The organism is Kiritimatiellia bacterium (assembly GCA_018001225.1).
In the GTDB taxonomy this organism is placed as follows: domain Bacteria; phylum Verrucomicrobiota; class Kiritimatiellia; order CAIQIC01; family JAGNIJ01; genus JAGNIJ01.
The window spans coordinates 18,366-38,418 of record JAGNIJ010000015.1; the positions used below are offsets into that span (position 1 = coordinate 18,366).

The window sequence follows — 20,053 nt, forward strand, 5'->3', positions numbered from 1 at the left end:
GTGCCGAGAATCAAACATACCAAGAATGAGCTGAAGGCCCAGCGCGACGCGCTGAAGCGCTTCGAGCGCTATCTGCCGACGCTGCAGCTGAAGAAGCAGCAACTGCAGATGGAGGTGCGCCGGCTCGAGGGGCAGATCGAGCAGAAGAAGGCCGAGGAAGAGAAGCTCCGGGGAAGCCTGAAGACGTGGGTCCGCCTGTTCGCGGACCCGTTCCCGTTCGGCCAGCACCTGAAAGTCGCGGAGGTCCGGGCCAGCGAGGGGAACATCGCCGGCATCGCCATCCCCGTGCTCGAGGACGTGCGCTTCGATCGGAAAGTGCCCGACCTGTTCCTGACGCCCTCGTGGGTGGACGACGGGATGGACACGCTCGATCAACTGCTCCGGTTGAGCATCGAACGGCGCATCCTCGACGAGCAGCACCGGCGGCTGGCCGAGGAACTGCGCGTGACCTCGCAGCGCGTGAACCTGTTTGAAAAGGTGAAGATCCCGGAGTGCGGCGAGAATATCCGCGTGATCCGGATCTTCCTGGGTGACGAGCAGACCGCCGACGTCGTGCGCGGGAAGATCGCGAAGGGGCGCACGGTGGAGACAACATAGGATAAAGACAAATTCGATATTCGGATTTATCAGGCGATATGATCGTTAAAATGTCCAAGGTGACGGTGCTGTGCGTCGCGTCCGCGAAGGACGAGGCGCTGGACGCGCTGCGCGACGTGGGCGCGGTGCACGTCGTGCCGCTCAAGCCGCCGGCGGGCGAACTACTGGACGACGCCCGGGCGCGCCTCCAACACGTTCGCCGCGCATTGGAAATGCTCGATCGCAAGGCGCAAGGAAAGCCTTCCGGCAGGACGGCCGACGAGGTGGTCGAAGGCGTCTGGAAGCTCATCCACCGGATCAAGGAGGACGAGGACGCGCTGGTCCAGCTCCGGCACGAGGAACAGCGTCTTGCGCCGTACGGGTCCTTCGATCCCGCGGACCTGGACCGGCTGAAGGAGCAGGGGATCACGGTCCGGCTCTACCAGGCGCCACGCAGCCAGGCGATCGTCGTGCCCGACGGCGCTGTCCGGGTGCTTTTGAGCGAAGACAAGACCAATACTTTTTTTGCCCTGGTCGGGCGAGGAGATGTCCGGGTCGACGCCCAGGAGCTCAAGCGGCCGGAGCGCTCGCTCAAGGAGGTCCGGGAAGGCCTCCGCTGGTCCGAGGCGCGGCTGGAGGAATCGCGGCGGCGCCTGCAGGAGTACAGCAACGACTACGCCGTCGTGGCCCGCACGGCGGCGAAGGCCGAGGAGATCGTCGATTTTCTCGAGGCGCGCCAGGGCATGGAGGCCGGCGGGCCGGTCGCCTGGCTGCAGGGCTTCTGCCCGGAAGAGCACGTGCCCGACGTCAAGGCCGCGGCGGCGAAAAACGGATGGGGGCTGCTGGTCGGAGCGCCGACGGCCGATGACAAGGCTCCGACCCTGATTCGCAACCCGTTCTGGGTCAAGCCCATCAAGGCGGTGTTCGACTTCATCGGCGTCCTGCCGGGCTACGAGGAAATCGATATCAGTGCGGTCTTTCTTCTGTTCTTGAGCCTGTTCTTCGCCATGCTCGTCGGCGACGCGGGATACGGGCTGATCTTCCTCGGCCTCACATGGTGGGGGCGGCGCAAGTTCCCGAAGGCGCCGGGCTACCCGTTCCACCTGCTCTACATCATGAGCTTCTGCACGGTGATCTGGGGTGCGGTCACCGGGTCGTTCTTCGGCATGGGCGCCCCGCCGGCGGGGCTGGACCGACTGACCGTGGCCTGGCTCAAGGATCCGAAGAATATCATGCTGCTGTGCTTCGGCATCGGCGCCGTGCACCTGACCATTGCGCACCTGTGGAACATCAGCCGGGGCTGGAACAGCCTCAAGGCCTTGGCGCAGTTGGGGTGGATCGGCAGCACGTGGACCATGTATTTCATGGCCCGCAACCTGGTGCTGGGCCACGAGCTGCCGGGCTGGATCGGGTGGCTGTTCGTCGCCAGCGTGGTGCTGATCGTGCTCTTCATGACCGCGCCGCGGGATTTCAAGAACGAGTGGTTCAATCACGTCATGCTGCCGCTGAACCTGGTGAGCAACTTCGTGGACGTGGTCTCGTACATCCGTCTCTTCGCCGTCGGCACGGCGGGCTACGCGGTGGCTTCGTCGTTCAACAAGATGATCCTGGGCGGCGGGGTGGAGGGCGTGGTGGCCGGGCTGATCGCCGCGCTGCTGCTGTTCCTCGGGCACACGCTGAACATCATCTTGAGCGCGATGGGCGTGCTGGTGCACGGCGTGCGCCTGAACACGCTGGAATTTTCGTCGCACATCGGCATGGCCTGGACGGGCGTCCCCTACCGGCCGTTCCGGCGGATTGAATCGGCCAACAAGGAATCGTGAAAGAAAGAAGGAGACCGGAAAATGACACCTGAACTGATGATCGGCTGGGGCAAATTCGGGGCGGCGGCGGCGCTGGCGTTCGGCGCCATGGGCTCGGCGCTCGGCGCGGGCGCGGCGGGTCCGGCTGCGGTCGGCGCGTGGAAGAAGTGTTTTGCGCAGGGCAAGGCCGCGCCGTTCATCCTGGTGACCTTCATCGGGGCGCCGCTGTCGCAGACGATCTACGGCATGATCCTGATGAACAGCATCGCGGAGGCGGTGCAAACCACCCCGACGAACTTTCCCATGATGATCGCCGTGGGCATCTTCGGCGGCATCGCGATCGGGATGTCCGCCTGGTACCAGGGCGTCATCGGCGCCGCGGCCGCGGACGCGCAGGCCGAGACCGGCAAGGGCTTCGGCAACTACCTGATGGGCCTGGGCATCGCGGAAACCGTCGCCCTGCTCGTCATGGTCTTCAGCATGATGGCCATCAAGTAAGTCGCCAGGGGCCGGGGTTCAGGGGTCAGGAAGGAGCTTTCCCCTGAACCCTGAACCCTCCTCCCCACCATGATCGCCATCCTGACGCTGCTCGTGGTGGTGACCTGCTCGATGTTGATCACGCGCGTGGTGACCACGGCGCTGGTGCTGACGGGACTCTCGCACGAATCGGCGCGGTTCCAGGCGCGCTCGGCCTTCTCCGGCGTAGGCTTTACGACGAGCGAATCGGAGGCGATCGTCAGCCATCCCGTGCGCCGGCGGATCATCATGCTGGCGATGCTGTGGGGCAATATCGGGATCGCGTCGGTCCTGGCCACGGCCATCATGTCGTTCATGAGCGCCGCGCGCGCCGAGCACTGGTGGAAGCACGGCGTCCTGCTGGCCGCCGGCCTGGTCCTGCTCTGGTGGCTGGCCTCCAGCCGGCGGGTGGAGCGATGGCTGACCCGGGCCATCAGCAATGGGCTTCGCCGGTGGACCCCAGCTGGACGTCAAGGACTACGTGGCGCTGCTCCAGCTTCAGAACGGCTATGCCGTCTCCGAAATGAAGGTCGAACCGAGCGACTGGCTGGCGGGCCAGGATCTGCAGGGCGCCGCGTTGACCCGGGAGGGCGTGTTGGTCCTGGGCATCCAGAAGCCGGACGGCTCCTTCATCGGTGCCCCGCGCGGTGACAACCGCATCGAGGTGGACGACATCCTGGTCCTGTACGCGCCGATTCGCCGGCTGCAGGAACTGGACCAGCGCCGCGCCGGCCCTCCCGGCGAAGAGGCCCACGAGGAGGCCGTGGAAGAGCATCGCGAGGAGCAGGCCGAGGAAGCCGCCGGCGGTCAGGCCGTCCCGCCGTAGTGGTGGGCCTTCAGCCACGCGACCAGTTGCTTGACGCTGGCGGTGGCCAGGTTGACGCAGGTGTCGGCCCCGCCGTAGTAGATCCGCAGCGTGTCGCCGTCCGGGTCCAAAACCGTGCCGCAGGGGAAGACCACGTCTTCCACGTCCCCGATGCGCTCGTAGTCCTCCCGGGGGCCGAAGACCCACTCGTCGCCGCGGTACAGCACCTTGACGGGATCGACAAGGTCCAGCATGGCCAGGCCGATCCGGTAGAGGCAGCCGGCCGCCGTCTGCCGCACGCCGTGGTAGATCACGAGCCAGCCCTCGGGGGTCTCGATGGGCGGCGGCGAGAGGCCGATCTTGCGCGCGTCCCACCACGCCCCCTCGCGGGCGCGCAGCAGGATCTTGTGGCTGCCCCAGTGCCGCAGGTCGGGTGAAAAGGATATCCAGATATGACCCGTGCCGGCGGAGACGGGCCGGTGGATCATCGCCCAGTGGCCGCCGAACCGCCGGGGGAAAAGCGCCGCGTCCTTGTCGTCGGGCGGCAGGATCATGCCGTAATGCTCGAAGGCCCGGAAGTCCCGGGTGGTCGCCAGCGACACGCCGGGTCCGCCGGCGGAGAAGGACGTGTAGACGACCGCGTACCGCTCCAGTTCGGCGACCCAAGTCAGGCGGGGATCCTCGATGCCCCAGAGGTCCTCCGGCCGTTTCTCGCGGTCCGGCCAGAGCGTCGGATCCGGGTCCATGCGCCACGAGCCGACCCCGTCGGGCGAGCGGGCCGCGCACAGGTGGGAGAGGCCGCGCCGGTCCTCGACCCGGACGAGCAGCAGGGTCTCGCCCGTATCCTGCAGGCGCACGGCGCCGGCGTTGAAGACGGCGTTGACCGGGTACGGCCAGTCGCGGGCGGTCAGCAGCGGGTTCTCCGGGTGCCGCCGGATCAGCGCGTCGTACTCGGGATGTTCGTGCATATGTTCCGGAGTGTGAGTCATGAGGAGGTCTCCGGCCCGCGGTCGGGCTTGGGCTTCAGGTTGAGGAGCTCGTGCAGGTCGTTCATGAGGATCACGCTCAACTGCCAGACCACGGTGGATTCGGCGCCCTGGTTGCGGTTGACGCGGTCCGGGTGCAGGCCGTCGAAGCAGCCGCCGCTGTGGTAGTCGTGGAGCGAGGCCTGCAGATCGTTGCGCCCGAGGAACCAGTCGAAGGCCTTCTGCGCGGAGCGCAGCCAGCGGTCGTCGCGCGTCATGCGATAGGCCGCGAAGCACGCGTCGAGCATCGTGTACGCCTCGATGGGCTGCTGGTCAAAACGGGCCTTCTCGCGGCCGCGTTCGAACCACCCGTTCGTGCCGACCGGCACGAAATGCCCCGGCTCGGCGGTCTGGACCCGGTCCAGCCAGTCCAGCGAGCGCAGGCCCCATTCGCACATCCGGGAGTTCGGCAGCCACTGCCCCGCCTCGATGAGCGCGTGGGGGATCCGGGCATTGGCATACGTGAGCCGGTGCTCCGGCCAGGGCCAGTCGTCCGCGGCGTTCTTCTCGTACAAGTCCAGGAGCCTGGCGGCCAGGTCGTGCCGTTCGCGGCGGAAGGTCGAGGCGCCGCCGTATCGCTGGAGGTACAGTTGGATCGCCAGGATCGTGTTCGCCCAGGCGCGCGGCGAGGTGAAGGACGTGGTCGGCGGGACGGCCTGCTCGAGCAACTGCATCGCCAGGCCCCGATGCCCCTCGTTGGGCGAGTAGGCCACCACGTGCGCCAGCCCCCACAGCGCCCGCGCGTGCACGTCGTCGGTCGCCACCGGCTTGGTCCATTGCCGCTGGTAGGTCATGAAGTTGCCGAAGCGGCTGGTCTCCGTGTCGAAGGCGAACAGGAGGAACGAAAGGTAGCGCGAGGTCAGGAATTCCCAGTCCGCCACCGTGGGCTGGATCACCGACCCGCGCACGGCCACGGCCAGCGCCCGGGCCTGGTCGTCCGTGCTGTAGCCGTGGCTCGGGTCGGGCACCGTGAACTTGGCGTGCTGGAAGATGCCCACGGAGTCCGTCAGGGCCAGCAGGTGCTTCGGGTCCAGCTCGGGCAGGGTGCCGAAGCGGGTCTTGGGCGCCCGGCCGGTGGTGACGGGCCGCGGCAGGCGGCTGCGTTCCGAGCGGACCTCCTCGAAGACCTGCAGGTACTGCGCGGCGACGGCCGGCCAGATCATGGAGCGGCCGAAGGCGTAGGCGCGCTTGCGCATGGCGTGGCGCGCCGTCTCGTTGGTGAGCAGGTCGTTCAGCGTCTCCGCGACGGCGGCGGAATCCCGGAAGGGCACCAGGCGCCCGCGCTCCTCCGCCAGCATGTCCTGCGCGTACCAGTAGGGGGTCGAGACCACCGCCTTGCCCGCGCCCAGGGCATACGCCAGCGTGCCGGAGGTGATCTGCGCCTCGTTCAGGTACGGCGTGATGTAGACGTCCGCCGCGCCCAGGTATTCGCACAGCTCCTGCAGCGAGACGAAACGGTTCACGAACCGGACGTGCGGCTCGAGCCCCAGCTCGCGCACGCGCTGTTCGAGCTGCATCCGGTAGCGCTCCCCCTGGTCCCTCCTCACGTGCGGGTGCGTTGCGCCGAGCACGATGTAGAGGACCTCCGGGTGGCGGGCCACGACCGCCGGGAGCGCCTGGATCATGTACTCGATCCCCTTGCCGGGCGACATCAGCCCGAAGGTCAGCAGCACGTGGCGCCCCGCGGCGTCCATCTCGTCCTTGTAGTAGTTGGGATCGACGAACGGCACGTCCGGGATGCCGTGGTGGATCAGCCGGATCCGGTTTGCCGGTACGCGGTAGATTTCCTTCAGGTACTGCTCGGCCCGCGGGCTCATGACGATCAGCCGGTCGGAAAGCGCGCCCAACTCGTTCAGCACCTCGCGCTCCTCGGGCGAGGGCCGGGTCAGCACCGTGTGGAGCGTCGTGACGATCGGCATGCGCAGCTGCCGCAGCATGGGCAGCAGGTGCGCCCCCGCCCGGCCGCCGAAGATGCCGTACTCGTGCTGCACGCAGACCACGTCGGCCTGGCTGACGTTGATGCAGTCCGCGGCCAGGTCGTACTGTTCCCGCCGGGCCGCCTCGACCTCGAAGCGCACCCGAGGGGGATAGGCGTAGCCCTCGGTCCGGTCGTTCATGGCGACCGCGAAGCACTCGGTCCCGGGCGCCGCCGCCGCCACGGCCTCGCACAGGTCCGTCGTGAACGTCGCAATCCCGCACTTCCGCGGCAGGTAATTGCCCAGGAACGCCACGCCGGCGTTGGCTGTCGCGTTTTGCTCCATGTTGATCGGGCTCGCTGTCATCCATTCATCTATTCGTTTCGAGTTTATCCGTGAAATACCCCCGTGTCGAGTCCTTGTCGATGACGAGGCCGCCGCGAGCCTGTGCATGCGGATGCCCCGGCTTCCCAACGTTGTCCCGAACCTTGAAGTGTTCGGATTCCGGCGTGCAGGCGATAGGACAGGATCCCTCCCGAACTAGGAACCCCGAGCCTGTCTTGTGTCGGGGTGGTGGTCCACTCGACGGCCGGCACGCGGCCTATCGCACCACTGCCGGCCAGGATCCCCCCAGGCAGCCTTCGTGAAAAACGAGTGGCGGACTTCAAGATGCCCCGCCATGGCCAGGACCTTGTTGGTCGCCAGGTCAAACGGGTGCAGCGCCAGGCCGAGGCGGTCGTCTTCGATCAACAGGAACCAAAGACATCGGTCCCGGTAGTCCTTCACGAGCCCGGCCATCTCTTCAACCGCATTCATCATCTTGAAAACTTCCCGCCTGGCATGCGCCCCGACATGAAAACGCGCCTTGTACGCCGGGCGGATCGGCGGCGAGACGTTCGGGCTCGGCACCAAGATCTGCAAGTTCGAGAAGATCAAGCACGCCAAGGCGGCGGCGCCTGCGGACGTCTGCTGAACGATGCGTTGTGCGTCAGAATGATCTTACAAGAAATCCGTGCATTCCCCCGTTGACACGAAGGATTGTTGGGTTTAAAAACAAAAGAAGAAGAGGAGGTTCGTAATGGCTGGCCACGGACAAGGAAGGCGTGGCGCCGGCCGGGGGAACGAAGGTTTGTCTGGTCGCCTGACCCCTGCATTTTCTTCATCAGGCACCCCCCGCCCACGAGCAGGCTTCCGCCCCCCGAGAGTTCTTTTGTTGGTTCTGTGTTGCTTCACTGGATCGCGGCTCGGTACGCCTTCGGCCTCGGCGTTTTCGACGGAGCGGATCGACAGCCTCGCCGTCACCAACGAGTCCGTACTGGACGGGGTCATCATTGCCGCGAACGGCGCCTCGCATAACCGCGACACGTTGGATGTCCGCGTGCAAACTTACTTCAGCCGAAGCGGGTTGGATGCCCCGACCTCCTCCTATGTCGTAGTCGTCAGTCTCATGAATTCGAGCGGCGATCCGCATCCCATATACAACCAGCAGGGCGTATCGAGTAATAACTACGCAGTCTATTTCCCTGTTTCCCTGGCGATGGGGGGCTCCCGCACGGTGACGAACCACATATCGTTGCGGCCGGTCACTCGATTAGATCCCTACGACACATATTATGTAGATGTAGAGCTATACGAATGGGTCGGCAGCCCACACTTTTATACGCGTCGGGACGACGAGCAGACCACGTCGCAGATGTATTTCCACTTCAACAACACGAACCCCAATGATGCGGCGTATAACGTCATAGCGGCGCTGATGGGATGCACCGTGGCCCGCGCATACGCGGTGAAAACCGCTCCCCTGAAAACGGCTTACATCGTGAACGTGCCGTACACCCTTCTGCGATTCGACGCTTTCAGCGCAGGGCCTTCCTCCACGAACATCCCCGTGGACTTCGACGCGGAACTGGTGGATGCCGCTGCTCCGGAGACGCCGATCCCCCTCAAGTCGGTCACTCATTTGTATCCCACGCGCGAGATGTTCGCGTATGACGCGGTAGCCCCTGTCCCGGATCCGTACCAGTCGTTCTTTTTTGACGATTCCCTGTTGATTGAGCCCGCGGATGGCGTGCAACTGGATTCGGTCGCCGCCCAATACGTCGTGAAAGTGCGGATCAAACATCGGGATTCCGCCGCAACGAACTATACCCCCGGGAATCTGAAGTCCACGGTGGCCCAGAATCTGCTGCACTTCAATGGCGCCTTGCGGTTCGGGGCCGTGACCGCCATCATGACCAACATCACGAATCATCCGGCCTGGGAGGGCTTGGTCGGCGGAAGCGTGGCCACCCGGGTCAGCCTGGGAACGGGTGGGGCGTACATTTCCGGTTTTCCCCAGCATGAGGTAAGCAGCAGCGGATCGCTGGACGTTCTCCTCGATACCAATGGCATCGCCACGGTGATCGGCGGGGTCGCCACGGTCGGCGCGCCCGTCCCGGACACCGGCGCGGTAGCAAACGTGCGGTTCAGCAGGACCAACATCGTGCTGAATGCGTCGGGGGCTTCAGCGGAGGTCAAGGTTATCCTTCCCGCCGGCATGGGATGGGCCACGAACGCTTCCAGCAAAACCGCCAATCCGTTTCTAACTTTTCCCGGGATCCCGCTGGACGCGAGCCTGCGGCCCAACGTCAACGCTGTTGTCAATGAGACTCGCTATTACAGTGAAGAAACCAAGCCGCTGTTGTTTGAATCCGCTTGGATGGTTTGGACTCCCTCGACAGGACGCTTTGAGCTGCATAATCCCGTTGCTCATTATGTTCGGACTCAAGAGATTCATCAGGTGGAGCAGAACTTCCCGCCGGTTGTGGACACGCGATCGCGGCTCTCCAACGAGCTCCTTTACCGGTCCGCCGGTGTGAAGGCGGGGACCAAGGTGGTTATTTCACCCCGCGCCAACGGAAGCGCCCAGTTGGAGGCTGAACTAACCCTGGGCGCGTCGGAGTTCGCAGCTCACTTTCCTTTGGGGGGCGTGCGATGGAGTCACGTTGAGGCCAGTGAACTCATCATATCCAATAGCCTGATCAATCCGCAGCGGAGCCTGTTGAAGGGATGCACCAGCGTCGTGGTCTATTGCGAGCAAGGTTGCGGCGCCCAGCAGGACTGTTCGGGCGGCGCGGGGTTTGCCTACTTGAAAGTCAATCCGACGGGAGCGATCCTCCGCTTCACTGCCGATGGGGGCCTTTGGGGCTCCGGCGCGTTCACGCATCACTTGTCCACCAATAAGACGCTGTCGTGGGGCGCCAGCGCGGACGGACAGTTCGCCCACAGCGTTGGGAACTTCACCAATGCCAATTTCTTTATGCCGGGCCATTTTCTGGGCAGCCAGGCCGGCTCTATCCCCATCCCTTCGAGGCCTGCCGCCATGTTGCTCGAAGGGGTCCTGACCAACAACCTGGCCTCCTTCGAACGATACGGATCGGCGGCCTACACCAACGGGTTGGGCGATTATGCCGGGGTCAATTTGCGCATGACCAATCACCCCTTGGCCCGCGCGCGCAGCCGCATCGGGGGCGTCCTGGTTTCGTCCTATCCCCTGACGACCCGTTCAAAGTATTACGCCCGTCAGTCCGGGGTCAACGGGATCCACGAGGACGTTCCCGGGGGATTTCCCGGCGGTCTGACCATTTACGGCTATCCCTTCACGTTCTCGAAGTTCGGGCTTTCCTACCTTTCCGGCGACACGCATGATTCCCGCACGCAGGGGAATGTGGTTCTTCCTTATCCTTCCGGATTCACCCAGGAGTTCTCCAGGCTGAAACTCACCTGTGTGGGCGACTTGAGCAACGCGGAGGTTCCCGCGGGAAGCCCGGACAAGCTTCTGCAGTACTGGAATGCGAAGATCAAGCCGCTGGGACTGCTTTTCAAGCGCAACGACAACGGGAATTGCAATCCCGGCACAGGCAGTCTGGCCATGCCCGTTGTCACGCATGTGGCGCACATCAGCGAGCCCTTGGTCGGCGTCCTCGGCTTCGAACCCGGCGGGGATCTTATCTCGGCGGCCGCCGGCATCGCGGCCTTGGATTCGCGGTTGAGCGCGCCGAATGCGATCCGCCTGGCTGGGCCGACCAACAAGCCGTATTCCTTCACCTGTGTCAGCAAGGCCTACTTCAACGATTACAGTCTTGCTGCCGCCGGGGACAAGGATCCCGGCGAAGGCTATGTGAGCCTCGCCGGCTCGATGGATCTCCCCTTCTTCGATAATGCGCTCGTTCACCTGCACACGAGCGCGGACACCAACAGCATCACGGCGCCGGTCTACCTGGCGGGAGGATGGCCCCAATACGGGTGGAAGGAGGGGGATGACTCGTTTTTCAACTCGGCCACGTTCGATTCAACCAACCGCGGCGCGCCGGCCTCCGCCAGCTTGAACGGCTATCGTGTAGCGGAAGAGCAGTTCCGTCCCCGAGCCAAAAAAGCCTGGATCCCGGGCATCACCTTTGATTTCCCCCTGCGCTGGAACAGCGCCTCGCGCGTGTTCAAGTCGTACGAGCCCACCGCCATGGACTTGGCGGTGGTGGAGGCGCAGGGCCGCGTCGGATTCATGACGCCGACGGACACCAAGATCAGCTTCACCAGCCAGACCAACGAGCCGTCCTGGTATGTCAGCACGATCGACGCCTGTCTTCAGAAGGACATCGCCCATAACGAGGACGAGGCCGCCGATTTCTTCGAGTGTCTGGGCAGCAACGTCGTCAGGGCCATCAACATGGGACGGGAGGACCTGGCCTACGCGCTTTCGGATAATCCGGCCAAGCTGTTCGACCAGGCCTTGTCCGACCTGCTCCGGCCCGTGATGCTAAACCTTGCGGGCCAGTTGCGTAGCCCGGCCAACTACGATGCGGCCAAGTGGAACACCCTGGTCGCCCAGTATGTATCGGGCGGTCCGGGCGCGCCAGCGGCGAATGTGCGCGCCAGGCTTCCTCTCCTGATCAACAATCCCGATCCGGCGACGACGGGCCTGGTGGAACGGTTGGATTGGGTGCTTCGGCGTGTGGGCTGGCTCACGGATGCCATGGCGCGTCAGGTCCGATATGATCCGCTAACCGGGGCCAGCCTAGCGTCGCCGGAAAACGGCATCCTGTACGAAGACCCCCAGGGCGCCATGCTGCTAGCCGACTACTTGCTCCAATTCATGGAGGATTGGGAATGGCTCCATGATTTGTTTGCCCTGGTGGCGCAGGCCGGATTACAGGGCAAGGTCGAAACCCTGCTGGAGGTCAAAGAAATGGCCTTCGCGGGCCTGCGCGGGCATTTCGCCGGCTTGAGCAACCAGGTTGAGCAAACCCGAACTCGGCTGGAGGGGGGCGGAGAAATCAACGAGGAACTGCAAGCCGCCTTACCGTCGGATGTCGTTGCCGCCATAACCGATGCGGCGCGGAATGCGCTTACTGATTACCTGTTGAAGGACGTATATCCGACGTACATGGCGGCGGATTGGACGGATCAGCGCCTGGCCGACGCCATGCTGGCGCATGTGCAAAGAGCCTTCCACGCGTCTTCGGCGGCCGCCGGCATTCAGGCCTCCTTGCGTCGCCATTTCTACGACTTGAATGCCGCGGTGGAGCATGACTGCGGGGCGGTCTTCCAGGAACTCAACGACGTCATCTTTGAAGTGGTCTCCGACCTGCTGGAAATGGCCGACGAGCAACTGAAGAAGTTCCTGGGCGATAAGTCCAGTTACGGTTCTGCCAACCAGTTGAGCGGCTATGCCGACATCAAGGACGACTCCCTGCATGAACTGCGCATTGACGGCCAGTACCAACTCGGGTTGATCAACATCTTCGATCTGAAGTTCAAAGGCTACCTGCTGATCAAGGCGCTGCAATCCGAGGGCGAGCAGGGCGGGACCGCGTGCCCCTATCCCGGCGGCAAAGCCATGGAGGTCACGCTGGTCGCTGAAGACGTCTCCATGCCGTTGCCGGGCAAGGATGTCAAGGCCACGGTGAACACGCATTTCACGTTTGCTCCGGATCCTTTCGAACCCCTCGGCCTGTCCGGGGGATTCAAGCTGACATCCGGCAAGATCCTCTTGCCGCCCATGGAGATCGGCGCCTTGAATGCCTCGCTGGCCTTTGGCCAGGAAGAAAATTATCTGGCAGGTAAATTCGAAGGCAAGACAACCGGGGACGATGTTTCGATCGCAGGCGGGCTGTTTGCGGGCCGTGCCTGCTCGCTTGAGCCGCTGAAGCAAGTGGATGAGGACGTGGCCGCGATAGTAAAAGCGGCGCCTTTCTTTGGAATTTATGCGTACGGTGAGGGCACCTTCCCCGTGATTCCCCTGTATATTGCCGATCTCTACGCCGGATTCGGCTGCGGCTTCCTGTTTCTTGACAACATGTTCGGCCAGACCCTGCTCATGAGGGCCAAGGCGAAGATATTGCGGATTGTTACCGTAACGGGCGAAATCAAGCTGGTGGCCGCCAAGGGGTACACGTTCAGCCTGGATGATGTCTCTTTCCTGGGCCGGGGCAAGATCATAGGGTGCATTGATTTGTGGCTGACGGAGGTTTGCGGGCATCTGGCCATGACGCTTACGTATCTTAACGGCGATTGGGATCTTTCCGATCCGGATATCGGCTATGGGAAATAACGCATCATGAAGATGGCGCGGCATACAAACCGTTTGCTTTCCTTGGCGGTCGCTTTAAGCCTCGGGGTACTGCTGCTGCCGCGCATTGCTGCGATTGGCGCAGACGATATGCTCGGCCCCCTGTTGTTCACCGTTGGCACGACCTGCCGCGATGCAGGGGGGCAGGATTGGGCCTTCGTGGCCTGGAAAGGAACCGAGGCGTCCCTGCTGCGGGACCGCGCGGTAGCTGTCTATGCCAAGCCGGGGGCTGCCGGGGCTGCCGCGCCATATGAACTGGCCGGTATCGCGCAACTGGCCCGCGACACGCACACCATCAACCTGCTGTTGAACCGGGCCGTGGCCCTGGGCGATGACCTGGCCCTTCTGGAGGAACATGTCGATACCTTGTTCGAGAAAATCATTCCGGACGAGTCTCTGTCGCTGGAGGAAAAACTGGCGACGGTCCTGAATGCGGCGGGCGACGACCCGGGGGTTTACGAAACGTTGATGCTTTCAGCCATTCGCCATCCGTCCCTCGCGCTGTGCTTGGGACAGGCTTTTGCCGTGATGATGAGTTTTCCCCAGATGACGTTTGAGGCTCGGGAAACGACCCTGCCCGCGGCGGACCCGGGCGCGGTCCTGGGCCGCGTGACGGTGGAAGCCGGGCAGCCCGTAGTGCTGCCGCCGCCCCAGGCCGTGGTTGAGGTGCCCGATCCATCTCCGCAAGGCCATCTGAACGTACGGTTGCGGTGGTCCATGTCGCCCGACTTGCGACGCCTTGCCCTGCTGCACATGGGGTTCAACGTGTATCGTATGACGCAGGCCTTTGCCGAGGACCCCTTGCGAAGGTACCACATCAACCGGCCTTCGGGACCGGCCTTGAGCGCCTTGGCGGAAGCGGAGCCCGACGTCGTCCTCGCCAACGAGGCCCCCGTGTATCCGCCCGCCGGCGGCTCTCCCGATGAGCCCTGCTTCATTGATGACAACGGCGCGCTGGGCGAGCCATTCCATAACGGCGATGTCTATTACTACTTCGTGACTGCGCGCGATGTGCTTGGACGAGACGGCGCGTGCTGGGACGCCTGCCGCGTCACCATCTGTGACCGTATGCCGCCTCCGGTCCCCGGTGGCGTGGAGGTGAAGAATATCTACACGTATGAAGGCGGCGAGCGCCGGCAGGCCCTGGAGGTGAGCTGGAGTCCCAACGAGAACTTGCCCGGCGACACCACCACCGCCTATGTCGTGTACCGGTGGACCAATTTCGCGGACATTGCCGCGCACGGCGGCAACCCGGCGTACGCGCACGATCCCCCGTCCGATCTGATCCCTCACGACGGCGAGGTGGAGAAACTGGGCTTCGTGGACACGCGCTATACCGACGAGGATGTCAACCGCGCGTTCTGGTACACCGTTCGGGCCGTGGACGACAGTGCCTGTGACGGCGGCAATTACTCCGGCAACAGCACGCCGGTCCGCGGAGTGTATCGCGATTGGATTGGTCCCGCCGCGCCCTCGGGAGGAGTGTTGATCCAATGCGCCGAGCCGCGGGTCAGGACGGCGGGCGTGGAGACCCCGTCGGCGATAGGCGACGCATCCTGGTCCGTGGCGTGCGAACGTCTCGATCCCGGCATCCTCTGGGCGGAGTTCAGTTATGCCGAGGGGCTCGACGCTCCCCGGGAAAACGCCACCAACTTCCTGGGTCGTTACTATTTCCCTGGTGCATCGAACCGGGTCGCTACGGTGGATCTCATATGGCCCGATATAATCAATTATATCACGGTATTCTGCAGGGCTGGGGCTGAAGGCGACCGAGAAAGTTTATACGCTCCGGGCGTCAATCTCGCATCCTCTTCGATGGCCTGGTTTGACAGCCGGGTGACCTTCACCGCGCTGACCTATTACGCCCGCGGCGTGGCGGGGGCCGATTGCGATACACACATGCCCGTCAAGGCGGGACAGGATGAGATCGAGCCGATCGGTGGCTTCATTCAAGGGGGCCCTGACGCCCGTTCGTACCGCCTGTACCGCACCATCAACGGGGGGGAATACCAACTGATCAAGGCGACGAATTTCATTAACTATGCCGAATGGCTAGATGAAACTTGGGGTATTGTTCAGGTCAATGCCTACATCTGTTACTATGCCCAGGTCTTTGACGAGCATGGAAATCCCAGCCCGATGGTGGAACTCGGTTGCTTCTACCATCCCGGAATGGTCAACCTCAACCTGCTCAAGTTCACGCCCAGTCTGCCGACGCCCTTGCTTTTCCCGATCCAGGCGGCGGAGGACAACGGCAAGCCCCAGATGCTGATCAACTGGTTTTGCCCGCCCGCCGGGGTGGAACGTTTTGAAATATCAGCGGCCACCACGCCGGGCGCCGCTCCCCGGTCTCTTTCCCCGCAGGTTTCCAGCAACCTGCTGCCGCCCAATACGATCATGAGCCTACCCGGCCCGTTTGGCAAAGTGTTCACGCTGGGTTTCGGCAAGTATCGGACGCCGACCCTCGGGGTGGGTTTCGGACAACCCGGCGACGCGGCGTACTCTCTCCTCGTGGATGTGATTACCGGCATGACCTACACGATATCCGTAAAAGCCATCGGTCCGTCCGGCCGATTTGAGAGTCTGCCCAGTGCGGCCGAACGCTTCCGATGGAATCCGGTCGCCTCGCCGAACCTCCCCGAGGTGCCCTGGCCCGCCCGCGGCCTGCCGCCCGTGATGACGCCATCTAACGCGTCTTTGGCGCCGGTGTTCTTCTATAAAGGGCATCAGGTTTCGGAGGTGCTGGGGACGGATCAAGTCGGCATTAGAATAGGCTGGGTCACGAATTCAAGTGATGACGCATCTGATACCCTTCCTGGAACAAATCGGCCGCCGGCGGATCATCTATTCCCAGAGATGAGATTGTCGTCGAGCGCATTGGCCCCATTTGTTCTCTATCGCTACCAAGTTACGAACGGGCTATTTCCTCAGGTTTCCGGAGATGTCATCCAAGTCTCTCCTTTGATTAATCAGATTGCTTTTGCCCGGGAAGTTGACCCCTTTCTGGGTCCGATTCTCAGAATCTGCGATCCATTCGTTCGTGTGCTTTTCCACGAGGGGGCTGGAGACCCGGACTACGATATTGTGGCCATGGACACCCAGCCGGTGATCCAGGGGGCGAGTTACCGCTACATCATTCTCCAGTTTGACGAGCAAGGTGAAATTTACCGGTGCTTGCTCACGAGCCAAATCAATGTACCCGAAAATCCATAGGCGCACGGGACTGGTCCTGGCGCTGGCCCTGCTGTTGGCCGCCCTTCCGGCCGAAGGAGCGTTGGTCTATCAGACGCCCAGTGAATTCATGACGGTGGGTGATTTCGACGGCAACGGGTTGCAGGACGTGGCGGTGGTGGACCGCGCCTCGGGCGCGTATCGCCTGGCTTACCAGGCGCCCGCCGGGGTATTGACCTGGGCCGCGGCGCGGGCCGCCGGGCTGGATGACGTGACAGGCGTGACGGTCGGCCGGCTGCTTTCCACCGCCCGCGATGCGCTGGCCTTCACCGCGCCGGCGCTCAACCGCGTCCACATCATGGATGACGCCGAGCCCGGTTCATCCGGCTCACCGTTGCCGGTCAACCCCGCCGGAGTCGCGCCCACCGACGTGCTGGCGCTCGATATCGGCGGGGCCGGCAATACCGCGCTGGATGACCTGATCGTGGCCAGCGAATATGACGCCGCATATTGTCCGCTGGATGAATACCGAAATACCGGCGGCGTCTTTTCCTACCTGTTGAGGGCTTGGGAGCACGGCCTGGTGCACGACATGCAGTCGGTTCTCGTTCGCGCCGGTGAGGCGGAGGCGGCGGTGTTGACCAGCCGCCTTTCCGGCCAGACCTATGTGCGCGCGTACTGCGTGACCAATGGGAATCCTGAACTGATATTGGAGAATGCCCTTGATTTCGAGGATGGCCTGATCCTGTTTGGCCATTTCGGTGCCTCCGCTTTGCCCAAAGGCGTGGCCTACGAGCCCGGGCAGGCGGCTCTTGTCCTCTTCAACTGGATCGAATCTGGGGGCCCTTTGCCGTTCACTCTTGTCCAAATGCAGATCGTACCGATGGGCTCTCCGGTGGCCGGCGTTTTTCTCATCCCCGAGCGCAGCCATGTGTGCGTGCTCTATGAGAACGGCCAGGCGAACATCTATCAGCTGAACGACATTTTTACTTTCACGCTCGTTCAGGCCGTGCCCTCGCCCGGGGCGGGTCTCTATATCACCGGCGTGGTGCCCCTTCCGGGGCAGGACATGATGTTGCTTAGCGGTTCCGAGGCGGGCGGGCCTTCCACACACCACTCCATCCTGCGCTGGAACGGATACAGCTACCAGGCCCTGGGCGGCGGATCGCTGCCCGTTCTTTCCGGCGCCGCGGGCCGGGCCAACGTGTTTCTCTTCCATGAAGAGCCCTTTGTTTCTTCCGATCCTCAAAGCCTCGCGGTCCTGCGCGCCGACGATTGGAGCATCGCCGTGACCCTGTCGCCGTGGCCCGAGCAAGTCTATGCCACGGTGGAACAGGATGCCGGGCCGCCGGATGGCCTGGGCAATCCCATCGTTAAGAACCTGGGCTATGCGCCGGCGGGGGCCGAGTATAGCCTGGTCAACCAGTATCATCCTTCCATCTCTCTCTGGTCCCAGGAGCCGGCGGCCGGGATCGTGGAGGCGACGGTACAGGCTTCGCCGCCCGGCGGCCTCAACAACCAGCCGGTCACGGTTCATTTGTCGGCCGATCCTTCGCATTTCAATGTTTACTACCGTTATGGATCCCGTGAAACCTGGCGCCTGTTTCTTCAAGACCTCGTGTTGTTTGAGGAAACCGACCTTCAATGCTTTGCCCACGAAGTGGCCAGCGGGGCGCGAAGCCCGATCAGGACGTTTGCCTACAGATTCATGGAGACGCCCGGCGCGATGGACTCCGACGGCGACGGGGTTCCGGACTATGTGGAGATTGCCCGCGGCCTCGATCCGATCGCAAGCGGCCCGGATGGGGACGGGGACGGCCTTAGCGACTTGGATGAACTGCTTCTGGACACCGATCCTGCCAAGGTGGATACCGACGGGGATACGTTCTCGGACTATGACGAGATCCGCTATGGAACGGATCCGAAAAATGCCGCGTCCAAACCCCCGCCGGGCGCCACGATTCCTGCGGGCACGGAGCGATATGGACAGCGGTTGGCCTTTGACCTCATTGCCACGCCGCGGCCTTATGATGCCTTCGGCGGCGTTACCAGCCTTGCCGAGACGGGGGCATGGGTCTACGCGCACACCTTGACTGGGCCTTGGTTGGTCCAAAGCCCAGCGCTGATGCTCGGCGGGACCGGCGTAACCAATCCTGCCGCCCGGCTGTCGTTCACCGGCGAAGACCTGTCGCCGGGCTTCGTCGCGGTGGCGACGGAAAATTGCTTCCCGATCAGCACGGCCTACCCCGACAAGAATCTCGGGCGGGAAATAGTCAGGCTCGTGCCCCGGCCGGACCATCGCCCGCCGGACGTCCCTTGTGTCTACGGCGGGGGAAGTCTTGCCGTGGAAGCGTCCAACTGGGTGGCCTCGGCCAGCAATGCCTATGCCGGCTTGCAAACCCCACGAGTGACAACCTCTTTGGGGATTATAGATACCCTCGTCACGCTCCTGATGGAGCGGAAAATCGGCGACATTCTTTTCTCGCGTGGAGAGATGGCGGATCCAAGGATATCGCTCCTTTCGTTCCGTGTGAACGATGCGGATGCGATTGTCCCGACCGTCTCGCAGTTAAGGAATATTGAGAAGGCCACAAATGACGGTCGGCCGGCGTATCGTCTTTCCGCCATGCATGACGCGCTTCACGCGTATGTTTATGGAGCCTCGGATACCGACAAGCTCAATTTGCGGCGCGTCGTTCAACGAGTGTACAGGGCCAGCTCTCTCTCCAACATGCCGCCTCCTGCAGCCACCACTTTGCTTCCCGTAGATGCGATTCGCGCATTCCTGATTAATAGCAACCTGCCGTCGTTCTACTCCAATTCGGCGACCATGTCACCGAGCGCCATGGAGAGCGCCCTGCGCGCGGTTTCCAACGCCTTGGCCGCCGTGCCGGAACGGCCCATGGTAACATTGCTTTTGGAAATACGGGACGACTCGTTTTCCGGCGGCTGCACTGTCCTTTATGATGTTGATTTCGGCGAGGCCTACAGCCTCTTCACCGCGGAGGAAAGGCCCTTCCAGTTTCCCGGCGTACTGGAAATCACCCCGCACAGTGTCGTTCAGGTCCGGGTGTACCTGGATTCCACCGCGACGCCATGCAAAGGCGCGGCCGTCGAGGTGGACCGTATCCTGCTGATGTGGGTGCCGGAGCCGACGGCTGGCGACGCCGACGGCAACCTGCTGCCGGACGACTTTGAACGGCTGGTGTGGGGCGGGACAGGCCAGGATCCTTTTGCCGACGACGATGGCGACGGTTATCCCAACCTGCAGGAAATGTTGGAGGGCACGGACCCGCGCCGTTCCTCTTCCTTCCCGGGGGTTCCTCCGGCCGGCCTCGCCATACCGGAAGTGAGCAGCCAGACCCTGGCGCAGGGAACCTTCTCTTTCGTGTGCCCGTGGCCGACCGAATACCAGTCGGCGTTTGTCTTTGCCCTGGATGCCTCCGGCGATCTACGCGGCGGCTTTAGCCCCAGCGGGATCCCGCCCTCCTATGAGAATGATGCTGTTACATTTAGCGTGCTGGCCTCAACGCCCGGTGATCGCAGGTTCTATCGCATTCGTATGTCGTTGAAATAGCAAGGCGCCTTGTCGGCCTGGAGCGGAGGGAGTTCGACGAAAGAGAAATAGGGCCGCT

The 20,053-nt window shown here is 63.2% G+C and carries 11 protein-coding genes; 7 read left to right on the forward strand and 4 right to left on the reverse strand.

The genetic code is table 11. The features are described 5' to 3' along the window. The 3 genes from KA248_06795 to KA248_06805 are packed head-to-tail and all read left to right on the forward strand — an operon-like array spanning position 1 to position 2,876. Complete coding sequence (locus KA248_06795; protein MBP7829608.1) at positions 1–597, forward strand: V-type ATP synthase subunit D; 597 nt, start codon at positions 1–3, stop codon at positions 595–597. A 50-nt stretch (positions 598–647) separates the two neighbouring features. After that, entirely contained in the window at positions 648–2,399 is a 1,752-nt protein-coding gene (locus tag KA248_06800) for a hypothetical protein (protein ID MBP7829609.1), read from the forward strand. Positions 2,400–2,420: 21 nt separating this feature from the next. Beyond that, the gene (locus KA248_06805) at positions 2,421–2,876 is read left to right on the forward strand and encodes a V-type ATP synthase subunit K (protein MBP7829610.1); all 456 of its coding nucleotides are present in this window, start codon (positions 2,421–2,423) and stop codon (positions 2,874–2,876) included. On the opposite strand, the gene KA248_06810 is transcribed toward KA248_06805, so the two are convergent. Next, positions 2,801–3,211, reverse strand: coding sequence for a hypothetical protein (locus KA248_06810; GenBank protein ID MBP7829611.1), 411 nt, complete (start codon positions 3,209–3,211; stop codon positions 2,801–2,803). The two genes, KA248_06805 and KA248_06810, sit on opposite strands and share 76 nt — an antisense overlap. Positions 3,212–3,333: 122 nt before the next feature. On the opposite strand from KA248_06810, the gene KA248_06815 reads away from it, so the two are divergent. Continuing rightward, positions 3,334–3,720 (forward strand): TrkA C-terminal domain-containing protein, encoded by a 387-nt coding sequence (locus KA248_06815; GenBank protein ID MBP7829612.1) that lies wholly within the window; start codon positions 3,334–3,336, stop codon positions 3,718–3,720. On the opposite strand, the gene KA248_06820 is transcribed toward KA248_06815, so the two are convergent. The 3 genes from KA248_06820 to KA248_06830 form a co-directional block, all read right to left on the reverse strand. Further along, complete coding sequence (locus KA248_06820; GenBank protein ID MBP7829613.1) at positions 3,702–4,667, reverse strand: glycosidase; 966 nt, start codon at positions 4,665–4,667, stop codon at positions 3,702–3,704. The two genes, KA248_06815 and KA248_06820, sit on opposite strands and share 19 nt — an antisense overlap. Before the next feature lie 17 nt (positions 4,668–4,684). Further along, complete coding sequence (locus KA248_06825; protein ID MBP7829614.1) at positions 4,685–6,985, reverse strand: glycosyltransferase family 4 protein; 2,301 nt, start codon at positions 6,983–6,985, stop codon at positions 4,685–4,687. 195 nt (positions 6,986–7,180) lie between these two features. Further along, the gene (locus KA248_06830) at positions 7,181–7,585 is read right to left on the reverse strand and encodes a hypothetical protein (protein ID MBP7829615.1); all 405 of its coding nucleotides are present in this window, start codon (positions 7,583–7,585) and stop codon (positions 7,181–7,183) included. A 265-nt stretch (positions 7,586–7,850) separates the two neighbouring features. On the opposite strand from KA248_06830, the gene KA248_06835 reads away from it, so the two are divergent. The 3 genes from KA248_06835 to KA248_06845 are packed head-to-tail and all read left to right on the forward strand — an operon-like array spanning position 7,851 to position 19,995. After that, positions 7,851–13,229 carry a hypothetical protein gene (locus KA248_06835; protein MBP7829616.1) on the forward strand — a complete coding sequence of 1,793 codons (5,379 nt, stop codon included), beginning with the start codon at positions 7,851–7,853 and terminating at the stop codon, positions 13,227–13,229. Positions 13,230–13,235: 6 nt separating this feature from the next. Beyond that, positions 13,236–16,460 (forward strand): hypothetical protein, encoded by a 3,225-nt coding sequence (locus tag KA248_06840; protein ID MBP7829617.1) that lies wholly within the window; start codon positions 13,236–13,238, stop codon positions 16,458–16,460. Continuing rightward, positions 16,441–19,995, forward strand: coding sequence for a hypothetical protein (locus KA248_06845; GenBank protein MBP7829618.1), 3,555 nt, complete (start codon positions 16,441–16,443; stop codon positions 19,993–19,995). Before KA248_06840 ends, KA248_06845 begins: the two co-directional genes overlap by 20 nt. Positions 19,996–20,053: the final 58 nt, after the last annotated feature.